This is a genomic window from Mycetocola manganoxydans, assembly GCF_003667545.1.
Classification (GTDB): Bacteria; Actinomycetota; Actinomycetes; order Actinomycetales; family Microbacteriaceae; genus Mycetocola_A; species Mycetocola_A manganoxydans.
Window position 1 is genome coordinate 1 of the sequence record NZ_RCUV01000021.1, and the last position, 12,411, is coordinate 12,411.

Annotated in this window: 14 protein-coding genes; 6 read left to right on the forward strand and 8 right to left on the reverse strand. The window is 66.2% G+C overall.

Going from position 1 to position 12,411, the window contains the following annotated elements; translation table 11 throughout:
• Window positions 1-168 precede the first annotated feature (168 nt).
• Complete coding sequence (locus tag D9V29_RS13720) at window positions 169-1,374, reverse strand: ROK family transcriptional regulator (protein WP_121673898.1); 1,206 nt, start codon at window positions 1,372-1,374, stop codon at window positions 169-171.
• Between the two features lie 93 nt (window positions 1,375-1,467).
• Here D9V29_RS13720 and D9V29_RS13725 point away from each other — a divergent pair, with 93 nt between their 5' ends.
• From D9V29_RS13725 to D9V29_RS13735, 3 genes are all read left to right on the forward strand, one after another.
• The gene (locus tag D9V29_RS13725; protein ID WP_121673899.1) at window positions 1,468-2,349 is read left to right on the forward strand and encodes a 3-methyladenine DNA glycosylase; all 882 of its coding nucleotides are present in this window, start codon (window positions 1,468-1,470) and stop codon (window positions 2,347-2,349) included.
• 183 nt (window positions 2,350-2,532) lie between these two features.
• A complete protein-coding gene (locus D9V29_RS13730) occupies window positions 2,533-4,536 on the forward strand; it encodes a cell wall-binding repeat-containing protein (RefSeq protein WP_183085035.1) in 2,004 nt (667 codons plus the stop codon).
• Window positions 4,537-4,587: 51 nt separating this feature from the next.
• A complete protein-coding gene (locus D9V29_RS13735; RefSeq protein ID WP_121673901.1) occupies window positions 4,588-5,007 on the forward strand; it encodes a DUF1761 domain-containing protein in 420 nt (139 codons plus the stop codon).
• A 273-nt stretch (window positions 5,008-5,280) separates the two neighbouring features.
• On the opposite strand, the gene D9V29_RS13745 is transcribed toward D9V29_RS13735, so the two are convergent.
• Complete coding sequence (locus D9V29_RS13745) at window positions 5,281-6,075, reverse strand: TspO/MBR family protein (protein WP_121673903.1); 795 nt, start codon at window positions 6,073-6,075, stop codon at window positions 5,281-5,283.
• 165 nt (window positions 6,076-6,240) lie between these two features.
• Window positions 6,241-6,660: a DapH/DapD/GlmU-related protein gene (locus tag D9V29_RS13750; protein WP_121673904.1), complete on the reverse strand. Its 420-nt coding sequence runs from the start codon at window positions 6,658-6,660 to the stop codon at window positions 6,241-6,243.
• Window positions 6,661-6,912: 252 nt separating this feature from the next.
• Between D9V29_RS13750 and D9V29_RS13755 the strand changes: the two genes are divergently transcribed.
• Window positions 6,913-8,109: an MFS transporter gene (locus D9V29_RS13755; protein WP_121673905.1), complete on the forward strand. Its 1,197-nt coding sequence runs from the start codon at window positions 6,913-6,915 to the stop codon at window positions 8,107-8,109.
• Here D9V29_RS13755 and D9V29_RS13760 read toward each other — a convergent pair.
• The 4 genes from D9V29_RS13760 to D9V29_RS13775 form a co-directional block, all read right to left on the reverse strand.
• Window positions 8,082-9,119, reverse strand: coding sequence for an SDR family oxidoreductase (locus D9V29_RS13760; RefSeq protein WP_121673906.1), 1,038 nt, complete (start codon window positions 9,117-9,119; stop codon window positions 8,082-8,084). The two genes, D9V29_RS13755 and D9V29_RS13760, sit on opposite strands and share 28 nt — an antisense overlap.
• Window positions 9,120-9,233: 114 nt before the next feature.
• On the reverse strand, window positions 9,234-9,578 hold the full coding sequence (locus D9V29_RS13765; RefSeq protein ID WP_121673907.1) for a hypothetical protein: 345 nt from the start codon (window positions 9,576-9,578) through the stop codon (window positions 9,234-9,236).
• A gap of 119 nt (window positions 9,579-9,697) precedes the next feature.
• A complete protein-coding gene (locus D9V29_RS13770) occupies window positions 9,698-10,573 on the reverse strand; it encodes a DUF4097 family beta strand repeat-containing protein (protein ID WP_121673908.1) in 876 nt (291 codons plus the stop codon).
• A gap of 22 nt (window positions 10,574-10,595) precedes the next feature.
• Window positions 10,596-11,054, reverse strand: a complete 459-nt coding sequence (locus tag D9V29_RS13775; RefSeq protein WP_121673909.1) for a nucleoside deaminase — start codon at window positions 11,052-11,054, stop codon at window positions 10,596-10,598.
• 131 nt (window positions 11,055-11,185) lie between these two features.
• On the opposite strand from D9V29_RS13775, the gene D9V29_RS13780 reads away from it, so the two are divergent.
• On the forward strand, window positions 11,186-11,554 hold the full coding sequence (locus D9V29_RS13780) for an ArsR/SmtB family transcription factor (protein ID WP_121673910.1): 369 nt from the start codon (window positions 11,186-11,188) through the stop codon (window positions 11,552-11,554).
• Entirely contained in the window at window positions 11,551-12,030 is a 480-nt protein-coding gene (locus tag D9V29_RS13785; RefSeq protein ID WP_121673911.1) for an SRPBCC family protein, read from the forward strand. The genes D9V29_RS13780 and D9V29_RS13785 overlap by 4 nt, the downstream gene beginning before the upstream one ends.
• 4 nt (window positions 12,031-12,034) lie before the next feature.
• On the opposite strand, the gene D9V29_RS13790 is transcribed toward D9V29_RS13785, so the two are convergent.
• Window positions 12,035-12,283, reverse strand: coding sequence for a hypothetical protein (locus D9V29_RS13790; protein WP_121673912.1), 249 nt, complete (start codon window positions 12,281-12,283; stop codon window positions 12,035-12,037).
• Window positions 12,284-12,411: the final 128 nt, after the last annotated feature.

The window sequence follows — 12,411 nt, forward strand, 5'->3', positions numbered from 1 at the left end:
TCGATCGGCACCGCCGGACGACCAGCCATAGCAACTCCCTGAGATCAGGGTGTTGCGTCACTTCCTTGAACCCGCCTTGTCGGGAATGACCCTTTCGGACCGTTCGTGCGTTCGGGGGCATGCTGCGGGGCGGATGCCGCGGGGCGGCGCGAACGGGACGGGCGCAGGTCAGCGGGAGGCGGCATCCGCGAGGTCGACCACCATGGCTTCGACGCTCTCGGGGGAGAGCACGTGGTGGATGGCGAGGATGCTTGCGCCCAGTACGGCCGCGTTGGCGCCGACGCTGGACTGGGTGATCTGCAGGTGCTGCGTCGCGAGCGGCATGGAACGGGCGTAGACGATTTCGCGGACGCCGGCGATGAGGTGTTCGCCTGCTTGCGCCATGGCGCCTCCGACGACGATGACCGACGGGTTGATCAGGCTGATGCAGGCGTTGAGGATTTCGCCGAGGTCGCGTCCGGCTTGCCGCACGGCTTGAATGGCGGTCGTGTTGCCTGAGCGCACGAGTTCGACCACGTCCTGGCTCGACTCGGCGCCGAGGTCCTGCTCCGAGAGCGCCTTCGCGAGGGCCGGCCCTGAGGCGATCGCTTCGAGGCAGCCGACGTTGCCACAATGGCAGATCGTGTCATTGTCACGGGGAACACGCACGTGGCCGATGTCGCCGGCCACTCCCTGGGCGCCGCGCTGGAGCATCCCGCGCGAGATGACGCCGGCGCCGATGCCCGTCGCGACCTTGACGAAGATGAGGTGGTCGACGTCTGGCCAAGCCATCTCGCGTTCGCCGAGCGCCATGATGTTGACGTCGTTGTCGACGAGGACGGGAACGTGAAAGTGGGCCTGTAGCCAGCTGGGCACGTCGAAGTTGTCCCAGCCCGGCATGATCGGCGGGTTGATCGGGCGGCCGCTCGAGTGTTCGACCGGCCCGGGCAGGCCGACGCCGATCGCGAGCAGGTCGTCGAGGGTGCGACCCGCGTTTGTGATGAGGTCGTCGCCGGCGCGAATGACCCAGTCGAGGATCTTCTCGGGTCCCTCGGAGACGGCGATGTCCGTACCGTCTTCGCTGAGCGGCCGGCCGGTGAGGTCACTCACCGCGATACGCACGTGCGTCGCCCCGATGTCGACAGCGAGGACGGCTTTGTTCCCCCCGGTCAGAGCGAACTGGGAGGAGGGTCGGCCGCCCGTCGACGGCGCCGTCTCGGCGGGCCCGATGAGCCCGAGCTGGAGCAGTGAATCGATGCGCAGCCCGACGGTGGAGCGGGCAAGTCCTGTCAGGCTCGCGAGTTCGGTGCGCGTGCGTGGTCGCCCGTCCCGGAGGATCTGAAAGATGTCGCTCGTCGCCGACGATCCGAGGGCTGAGGGACTTATGTCGACCATCAGGCAATTCAACCACACGAGAGGTGCAAAAGTCGCCGACGTTCGTCATATGTTGGGCGTCACAACGAACCCGAGCCGGGTTACCGTAAGAGCATGCCCGCATTGACCCTGACTCCGATGGTGCTGACCCGCGCCGAGTGGCAGGCGCGGGAGCTCACCCACTCCGAGCGTGCAGACGCGCTGACCGCCGATCATCGGGTGCGGGCGCAACGCGGCGAGAAGCATCCGATCGAGGACTTCCTCTTCACCTACTACCCGTTCAAGCCGCGGTTGCTGCGGCGCTGGCACCCAGGGGCGGGTGTCGTGCTGACGGATGCCGCCGGCGACGACCGCGCGGACTGGCGATGGTATCGAGGCACCCGCGACGGCATCGAGGTTGACGCAGCGGCGTTCCTCGAGGCGAAGGGTGCGAGCGTCGGCTTCATCGAGAAACTGCTCAGCCGCACCGCTGCCCGTGTGAGCCAGTTCGGCTGCTTCGGATTGCACGAGTGGGCCATGGTCTACAAACAGGACGACATCCGGCACGCGGTCCCGCTGCGTCTCGGCCAGACCGGAACCGACGAGGTCGTCGAGTCCCACCACATCGGCTGCTCGCACTTCGACGCGTTCCGCTTCTTCACCCCGGATGCCGCACCTCGCAATCGCCTCCAGCCGACGCGCGAGAGTTCGCCGGAGCTCGAGCAGCCCGGGTGCCTGCACGCGGGGATGGATGTGTACAAGTGGGCCGTCAAGCTCGGGCCGCTGGTGCCGGGGGAGGTGTTGCTCGATGCCTTCGTGCTGGCTCGTGACATCCGCTGGCTCGACATGCGGGCATCCCCGTACGACATGGCGCCGTGGGGTGCCGAGCCCGTTGCGATCGAGACGCCGGACGGCAAAGCGGAGTATGTGCGGCAGCAGCGCGCCTTCGCCGGGCGCTCGAATGCGCTTCGGGCGCGGGTCGTTGAGGCGATTCGGGTCGCTCGCGCTGCGGTCTGATCGCTTTCGGGAGGTAAATCGTGGTGTCCGTCCATGTATGGGCGATGGACCCCACGATTCACCGCCCGAACGCTGGCGCCCCCGGATCAGGGGAACGCTCCCGGGATATCGGGCGTGTTAGATTACGAGCCACCGAGCGCATCTGGGCATGGTGATCTCACACGGACAGAGGATTCCACTCCCATGCGACTTCGCGCGCTCATCACCATCGCCCTCGCGACGGCCCTGGCTGTTCCGCTCGCCGTCACCGGCTCTGCCCCCACTCCCGCAGCGGCCGATGAGTCCGTCGCGCAGGCGGTAACGCCCGCGTCGACCGCCACAGTTACCCGCTTGAGCGGAGCAACCCGCTACGAGACGGCCGTGGCCGTGTCGAAGCAGTACCCCGCGGGTGTCCCGGCGGCGTTCGTCACGACGGGTGTGGACTTCCCGGACGCGCTGTCGTCCGCTGCGGCGGCTGCTCGACTCGGCGGACCCCTCCTCCTCACGCCGGCCGCAGCCCTTCCCGCTGCAGTCAGCACGGAACTGAAGCGCCTGAAGCCCAAGCGCATCTACGTCATCGGGGGAGCCGCTGTCGTCAGTGAGCGGATCCGGATCGCCCTCTCACGTATCGCCCCGGCGGAACGGATCTCCGGCGTCGATCGTTATGCGACCGGCCTCAACGTCGTTGCGAAGATCTTCCCGGCCGCCGATCACGCCATCCTCGCGACGGGGCGAAAATTCCCGGATGCTCTCGCCGCGTCCGGCGCTGCCGGTGCGCGCAAGGCACCAGTGATCCTTGTCGACGGAGCGAAAGCATCCGTCTCCGCCGCCACCCTCTCGGTACTGGCGAAGCTCAAGGTATCGACCATCTCGATCGCGGGGTCGGATGGTGCGGTGAGTGCGGGCATCCAGTCGCAGCTCTTCAACGCCGGTTACGCGGTGACTCGCTACGGCGGAGCGACACGGTATGAGACTGCGGCGGCCATCAACACCGCGTACTTCGCGCCGGAAGCCTCGTCGACGTCGTTCCTGGCGACCGGCGTCAACTTCCCGGACGCTCTCGCCGGTGCTGCCCTCGCCGGGCACCTTGCCGCTCCGATCAACGTGACCCCCCGCACGTGTGTGCACCCGTCGGTGAACGACGCGATCACAGAACTCGGCGCCCCCACCCGATTCGTTCTCGGTGGAACCGCGATAGTGTCCGCAGCCGCAGCAGACAATGTGCGCTGCGTCTACGCGACGAAGACCGAGCCGCTCTCGGGCTGGGCCACGTCGGCCATCACCCTCGACGCGGATGCCGAAGTGCCGTATCTCGACCGCCCGCCAGTGGACGTCCATGATCCTGCGGTCAAGCTCGACAGCACGGGGCTCCGCATCTACCTGCGTGCCGACACCAGGAAGTCGTCAGATCACCCGGTCGTGTACGCCCAGTACGGAATCTCCGCACTGATCGAGTACAACCGGACCGGCAGCAAGGTATGGCTCGACCGGGCCAAGAGGAACGCTCAGAGGCTCATCGACATCGCGGTCGTGCGGGATGGCGCGTGGTGGTATCCCTACAAGCATCCGTGGACCTATTACAAGCGGACCCTCGCCACCCCCTGGTATTCCGGAATGGCTCAAGGCCAGGCGCTCTCGCTCTTCACCCGGTTGGCTGAACAAACCGGAGAAGCGTCATGGGATGTGGCGGCGGACAAGACCTGGGCGAGCTTCAGCCAGCCGTATTCCCCCAAGCTTCCCTGGTCGAGCCTTTCCGTCGACAAGCACCTGTACTTCGAGGAGTTCGCGAGCAACCAGCCGCCACTTCTCGTGCTCAACGGTCACGTGTTCGCCCTGTTCGGGCTTTACGACTACTGGCGCCACACCGGCAATGCGGAGGTCGCTCGCTACTTCGACGGCGGCGCGACCACGGTCCTCGACCGGATGATGCCGCTGATTCGCGTCGAGAAGGGAGTCTCGTACTACTGCGTGCAGACGGAGTACTGCCAGAGCCCGCTGTGGCAGAACCAGAAGTACCACGCGATCCACTCCTGGCAGCTCGATACTCTTGCCCGCCTCTCCGGTGATGCGGAGTTCACCGAGTGGGCCGACACTCTCCGTGCCGACTGGCAGCCGCCGAACGCGAACCGTCGCCAGACCCAGCCGCAGATTCCGCCGACGGATCCTCACTCCGGCATGGGCGGCGACTCCGACTGGATCGAGCCCTAGGCCCTTCGTGAGGCGTATGATCCCAGCATCCGCCCCACGGAAGGACACCGCATGATCCCCGAAATCAACTACTGGGCCGTACTGCTTGCGACCCTGTCGAGCATGGTGGTCGGCTCGATCTGGTACACGCCGAAGGTCTTCGGCAACTACTGGATGAAGCAGGCCAACATCACACCATCGGGCAACACGAAGGATGCTATCCGTCCCATCCTCCTCACCCTTATCGTGAGCTTCATCACGGCGTGGGTGCTTGCGGGTGCGACGTACCTGTCCTGGGATTTCTACGGCGGCAGCTTTTTGCTCAACGCCCTGCTCACCGGCGTCATCCTCTGGGCCGGATTCACGGCGGCACGCTTCATCACCCACGACGCCTTCGACGGCCGCCCCGCCGGCCTCACGGTGCTCAACGTCGCCCACGAGCTCGTGACGATCGTGATCATGGCGCTCATCATCGGGATCTGGCCCGCCTGAGTTCCCGTCCGGCGACGGATGCCACGGATCGCACGGATGCTGCGAGTCACGTTGGCTGCACACAGCAATCGAGTTGCCCCGAATGGTCACTCCGGATGCTCGGGAACGACCTTTTGGGGCAACTCGATTCAGCGAACGACCTTTTGGGGCAACTCGATTCTGCGAACAACCTTTGGGGCAACTCGAACTCGGGTCAGCGCCGGGAGTCCTACGTCGGCGCTGCGCCGGGCCCAGCGCCTACGCCTAGCCCAGCGCCTACGCCTAGCCCAGCGCCTACGCCTGCGCAGGCAGCGGCTTCGGCGCCTTGATGCGGGCAGCGATGGTCACGAGAAGGATCACCGCAACGACGACAATGGCCGTGATCGCGGTCGGCACCGAGATGAGGTCTCCGGTGAGCCGCCCGTAGGCGACCCAGGCGATTCCCCAGGACAGGGCGGCAGAGGGAGCGAGACGCCCGCGGTTCCACAGGGCGAGTCCGACGCCGATCACACCGGCGACAGCGATGAGCAGCACACCCCAGAGGTCGATCGACAGGCCGAGCCCGTCAAAGCCGATGGCGGCAAGAACGGCGGCGATGTTGACGAGGGTCGCGATGGTGACCCAGCCGAGGTAGAGGCCCATGGTGCCGTCGGTGACGATGGTGTCCACGAGGTTGCGCGGGCGGTGCGCGAGGATGACGCGGAACGCCCAGATGAGTACGACGAGCAGGGCGATGATGATCGGAACACTCAGCCAGAGCAGATCGAGCTGCACGCTGAGGATCCAGGCGGCATTGAGAATCAGCGACAGCGCGATCGGGTACCCGAGGCGGCGGTGTCGTTCGGCCGACTTCTGCGCGGGCAGCAGCTGCCAGATCGTGTACGCGATGAGTCCCGTGTAGATGACGGACCAGATCGCGAACGCGGGTCCGTCCGGCGCGACCGGTGTGGCATCCGTCGACAGCGCTCCACCGGATGCCTCCGCGATGGGAACCCCGCCCACAGCTCCGTTGCCGATGACGGCGCCGATGATCGCGACAATGGCGCTGACCAGAACGACGATCTGGCGGAGCCGGTCGTTGGTGTTCACAGCAGTCCCCTCTCTTGCGAGGCCGGGCGGCCGCTCGCGTGTTCTGACCCTAGCAAGGGGGACACGCGGTTCCCCCGTCCTTGCGCCCGGCTGATTGTGCCGCTACGGACGACGAAGACGGATGCCGGCAAGCGGCATCCGTCTTCGTGGTGTGGTGAGTGCGCCCTACGCGGCGCGGGTCAGGCTGTTGGCAGCCCCGGTGCGGGACCCGGCGACGACAGCTCCGGTCGGGATGGTGCTGTCGCGGCTGACGCGGGCTCCTGCGCCGATCTTCACGTTTGCGCCGATGCGGCAGTGGCTGCCGATCTCGGCTCCGACGCCGACGGTGGTTCCGGCTCCGATGTGGACGTTCGCGCCGACGAACACTCCGGGTGCGAGGGTGGCGTCACGGTCGATCCAGCTGCCGGCGCCGACCCAACAGCGGCCGGCGACATGCGCGCCGGGTTCGACGTAGGCGGTGGGGTCGAGGAAGGTCGTCGGGTCGACGACTGCTGTGGAGGCGACGAGTCCGCGACCGTTGCTGTGACGACGGTACTTCGCGATCTCGCCCGCCTGGGACTCGATCTCTTCAAATACTCTGCTCATGATCTCCTTCGACGCACGCCGCTCGGGTACGCGGCGTTTGTGCGCTCCCTCCAGTGAACATCGCGAACCGCCAGAGGATTCCTCCTACCCAGCAAGCTGTCAGCGAGTGAGCAGGCAGTGCCCAGTTGGACGCTGGCCGTGAGGGCGGCATCCCGCGTCTGGCGGATTCGCGCAGAAACGAGGCGTATTATTGAGGTTTCGGCTCGTCACGACGTGGTGCGTAGTCCCCGTCTACCGAAAGCGATCCGATTCGTGTCACACAATCCTGTAGAACTCTGGACTCCGGCCTTCCTCCTCGCCATCCTGGTGAACTTCTTCCTGGCGATCGTGTTCTACACGCTGATGACCACGATGGCGCTCTACGCCGTCGATCGGTTCGGCGCGTCGGACACCGCAGCGGGTTTGTCATCGAGCACCTTCATCATCGGTGCACTGATCGCCCGGATCTTCGCGGGCAAGTTCCTCGACTTCGTCGGCAGGCGACGGATGCTAATCCTCGCGCTCGCCGCGTATGTGATCGCCGGGTTCCTCTACATCCCGGCAGACAACCTGGTTCTGCTGCTCGTCGTTCGCACCATCCACGGCATCGCCTTCGGTGCGGCGAGCACGTCGATCTCCGCGTCCGTCATGGGTCTCATCCCTGCCCACCGTCGCGGTGAGGGGACCGGCTATTTCGGAATCTCCACCACGCTTGCCACCGCGATCGGCCCGTTCCTCGCCGTCGTGCTCGTCGATGTGTCGAGCTACGACGTGCTCTTCGCCCTGTGCACGGCCTGTGCAGCCGTCGGCCTCATCTTCTCGCTGTTCCTCAAGCTGCCCGAGCGCACTCCGTCCGCGCTCGAGGTCGCCGACAAGTGGAAGTTCCGCGCACGCGACCTGTTCGAACCGGCCGCTCTCACGATCGGCGCCGTCATGTTCGTCGCCGCGATCGGCTACTCGGGTGTGCTCGCGTTCCTCAACTCCTTCGCGCAGGCCGAGAACATGGTCGCCGCCGCGAGCGCGTTCTTTCTCATCTACGCCGCGGTCGTGCTGTTGTCTCGATTCTTCGTCGGGCGGATTCAGGATCGTTTCGGTGACAACGCCGTCGTCTACCCGACACTCATCTCGTTCGCGATCGGCCTCGCCCTCCTGGGCTTCTCACCCAACGGGTTCGTACTCGCGAGTTCAGCGGTGTTCATCGGCTTTGGTTTCGGCGCGCTCATGCCATGTGCGCAAGCCATCGCCGTCACGATGGCTCCTCCGCACCGCATCGGTGTTGCCACGTCGACGTTCTTCCTCATGCTCGACGCCGGCATCGGCTTCGGCCCGCTGGTGCTCGGCTCATTGCTCCCGGTGACCGGGTTCCACGGAATGTACGGGTTCCTTGCCATCGTGGTCGTGCTCGCCGCGGTGCTGTACCACTTCGTGCACGGCCAGCGCGGTTACCGCCGCAGCGCCCTCGCGGCGTGAGCCTTCCCGCGCTTCTTCCCCGACGCATCCGCGTTCGTCGTGAGGATCCACCGCGCGACCGCGACGCCGAGCGCCGCTGCGGTGAGTGAGCCCAGGAAGGAGCGCTTGCCGGTGCGTTCGCTGCCTTTCCAGCCGCCGGTGGCCGTGGCATCCGCTGTCGGAGCCGGTGAGTAGAGAGTGCCGTCTGTGGACGGCGCCTTGTTCTTGCGTGACAGGTGCGTCTTGTCGGTCTGCAGCGCCATCTGGGCTTCGACCGGAGCTGGCGTCTTACGGTGCTGGGTGACGAGGGACTTGCCGATCGGCCCCGCCGCGATCGCCTCGTTCCTGGGCTTCTTCGCGGTGCGCACGATGAGCTTCGCGACGAGGTCCGGGCTGTACACCGGAGGCATCGCGACGACCTGGCGGCCGGTGTAGTTCGCCGAGTGGCGGAAGAACGGGGTATCGATCGTCGCCGGCAGAATCGTCGACACCGAGATGTGCTTCTGCTTCTGCAGCGCGAGCTCCGACCGGAGGCTCACGCCGAGCGCACGCACCGCCGCCTTCGACATCCCGTACGGTGCCGTGTATGGCTGCGGCACCTCTCCGACGATCGACGCGACGTTGATAAGGCTTCCGCGCCCCTGCTCGGTCATCACCGCGAGGGCGGCGCGGACACCGTAGATGTAACCGAGGATGTTCACGTCAAGCACCCGACGGATGTCATCGAGCGGCATCTCGAGGAACGGTGCGAATGCCGAGACGGCCGCGTTGTTGACCCACACGTCGATGCGGCCGAACTTCATGACCGCGGCCCTCGCGAGCGCGTCGACCTGGCTGGCGTTGGTCACGTCGGTCGGCACGGCGATGGCGTCTCCACCCCGCGCTTCGCACTCCTTCGCGAGCTTCGTCAGGGCCTGGCCCCTGCGGCTCGCGAGGACGACGTTCGCTCCCGCACTCGCGTAGCGGAGGGCGGTTGCGCGGCCGATTCCGCTCGACGCCCCGGTGATCACAACGACGGTGTTCTTCGACATGCTTCGCTCCTTCTCCACGGCGCCCCGGTGGCACGCGGTTCCACGTTTCTCGCCCGGAGGATCCGGGTCAAGAGGTGGCCAAACCGCCGGGAGTGGGTTAGAAGCGAGCCGCGCTCACGCGTCGATTTTGTCGAGGAGTTTCTTGAGGGCATCCCGGATCTCGTCGTGATCGAACTGGCCAGCGCGGCTCTCGGCTGAGATGACGGCACACCGGTGCACCTTGGTGAAGTCGCCGATCGGGAACTTGTAGTGCCCCTTCGTGTCCTTCGGATGCTCGTCGTCGACGCCGAGGTGCCAGTGCGAGTATTCGGTCCACGAGTGGTTATCGAGGTATCTGTTCTCGTCGTCGGCGCTCGGGGCGTGCTCGCTCCAGTCGTCTCGCTCGTCGCTGACGACCTTGCCGTCACTGACGAGCTTCTTCGCCTGGCGGAGCGCGGGCTGGTTGAGTTTCACGGTCACGAGAGTGCTCCTTCCGGTAAGCGGTAAGCGACCGGCTCCAGCCAAGCCCTGCCGGGCGGCGGCGCACAACCCCTTGCCGCGCGTTGACGGCGCGGGTGTCTTTGCGCCAACCGTGATGCTCAGCGGACGGTTGTGATCGTCACGTCGCCGTTGGTCGTCTCGGCTGTGATGGAGCGGGTGGCGTCGCGGTCGCTCGGGACGTCCTGGTCGTCGACGTTGCCGTTGGTCGTGTCCGCCTCGATCGCGTACTCGGTGTCATCATCGGGCACTTCGATGCGGATCTCCCCGTTGGTGCTGAACGCGATCACCTCGTCCGGAGCGCTCTCGAAGCTCAGGCTCACACTTCCGTTGGTAGTGTCCGCTTCGACCCGGGCGGACCGGGAGTCCTCGAGTTCGATTCGCCCGTTGGTCGAGTGCAACTGAAGGTCGCCACGAGACCCGTCCACCTCGATCCGGCCGTTCGTTGTCGACAGGTCCAGGTCTCCAGTCAGGGCCTCGGCGGTGATCGCGCCGTTCTCGCCGCCCGCGACGACGTCGAGCTCGGCGGGGAGAAGCACCTCGATCCGCACGTCGCAGCGGTTGAAAACGAACCAGCCCGACGGGCATCCGCCGCGGATCTCCGTCTCGCCGCCTGCGGTCGTCACATCGAGCGTCGGGCGCGTGCCCGAGTACATACCCCGCATCGACACGTGGATCTCATCGTCATCGCTCACGCCGAGGTCCATTGACGCGTTCGGGACGTCGATGAACAGGCTGGAACCGGCATCCGTGTCGACGTTCTCGCTCACCGGCTCGCCGTTCAATGCGTTCACGGCGAAGAGCGTCACGGCGATGACCAGGGCGAGGGCGATCAGCGGGAGCCCAACGAACAGAAACACCATCAGGCCGGGGCGACGACGGCGCTCCGGCGGGGTCGGCGGCCAGTTCTGCTGCTGCGGGGGGAGCGGCTGCTGGGGCTGGGAGGGCTGGTACGGCTGTTGCGGAGGGAGGGTCATGGTGATCCTTTGTGGGGCATGGTCAGTAGTCGATCCGGTCGGACTTCGCGCCCCACGCGGTGAACGGGGCGAGTTTGTCCGGCACCGCGGCCGCGGTGATCGAGATGGCGGGCCGGACGCCGTCGAAGTGATCGAAAAATCGGGCGTCATCGAATCCTGCCCGTTCGGCGTCGTGCCGGTCTGCGGCGTAGATCACGGAGTCGACCCGCGCCCACAGACTAGCGGCGACGCACATCGGGCACGGCTCGCAGCTGGCGTAGATCGTCGCGCCGGTGAGGTCGAAGGTGCCGAGCGCGGTGCAGGCACGCCGGATGGCCACGACTTCGGCATGCGCTGTCGGGTCGTTCTCGGCGGTGACGAGGTTGGTGCCCTCGAAGACCCGTCCGTTCGCCGTCACGACGATCGCGCCGAACGGTCCGCCACCGGACTGCACGTTCGCCACCGCGAGTGCGACCGCGGCGGAGAGATGGTCGGAAGTCATACCTCCTGCCTATCACTCCCGCCGGAACTGCCCAACCCGGGTTCGGGAAAAAGTGGGTGAAGAGCGTTGCCGAGCGGAGCATCCGGGCGTATCGTATTCAACGACTAGATTGATCAAGGAGTTAGTTGACCATGACGCGAGGAACGGATGCCGACGAGCGGCTGGACCGCGCCTTCCTCGCGCTTGCGGACCCGGTGCGCCGTGCGATCGTGGCGAAGCTCAGCCGCGGGCCCGCGACAGTGAACGAACTCGCCGAGCCGTTCGAGATCTCGAAGCAGGCGGTGTCGAAGCACATCCAGGTGCTCGAGCAGGCCGGCCTCGTGAGTCGGACGCGGGATGCGCAACGACGCCCTGCGCACCTCGTTCCCGAAGCGCTGGAGCAACTCACCGCCTGGATCGACACCTATCGGCTGGAGGCCGAATCACGCTTTCGCCGGCTGGACGCCGTCCTCGCCGGCATGAACGTCACCACCACAACACAGAGAGAGGAAGAGAGATGACGAATCCAAGCACCATCACCGTGCCCGACGGGCAACCATACATCGACATCGTGCGCGAGTTCGATGCACCGGCCGAGGCCGTGTATCGGGCGCACACCGATCCCGAGCTGATCGTCGAGTGGCTCGGACCGCGCGGGTATCGCATGGAACTCGAGCGCTGGGAGATCGTTCCCGGCGGCCGCTACCGCTACGTGCACTACGACGGCGACGAGGGCTATGCCTTCAACGGCATCGTGCACTCGGCCTCGCTCGAGAACGTAATTGTGCAGACCTTCGAGTTCGAGGGCTTTCCCGGGGTTGTGAGCCTCGAGTTCCTTCGGATCGAAGACCTTGGTAACGGTCGCTGCCGCGTCGTCGGGCACAGCGTCTATCCCACGCAGGAGAGCCGCGACGGCATGGCGCAGTCGGGCATGGAGCGCGGGATCAACGACGGCTACGAGCGACTCGATGAGTTGTTGGTGAAGGTCGCGGCGTAGGTCGCTACTGCGAGGTAGTGCCGCGCCGCGCCCGCGGAGGCGGGGGCGGCGGCACTGCCTTGGCCGCGATCACCGCGGTGTACGCGACGATCTCGAGTCCGCGCCTGGTCGCGATCGCGCAGTGGGTCTCGTCTGAGCGGACGAACCAGCCGAGGGCATCCGTCGCCTGGCCGTCATCGAGTTGATGGCGCACCACGACGCGGGTGCCCTCGGTCGTTGCACGGAGAAACGCGACAGCCTCGGCGCCTAACATGCGGGATTTCGGGGTGTGGGCAGCATTCCACCAGCCTGCCATGGGCGGATGTGAGCTGGCGCGTGACATTCGGGCGGTGAATCGTGGGGTCGATGTTCTATACGTGGACGGACCCCCTGATTTACCGC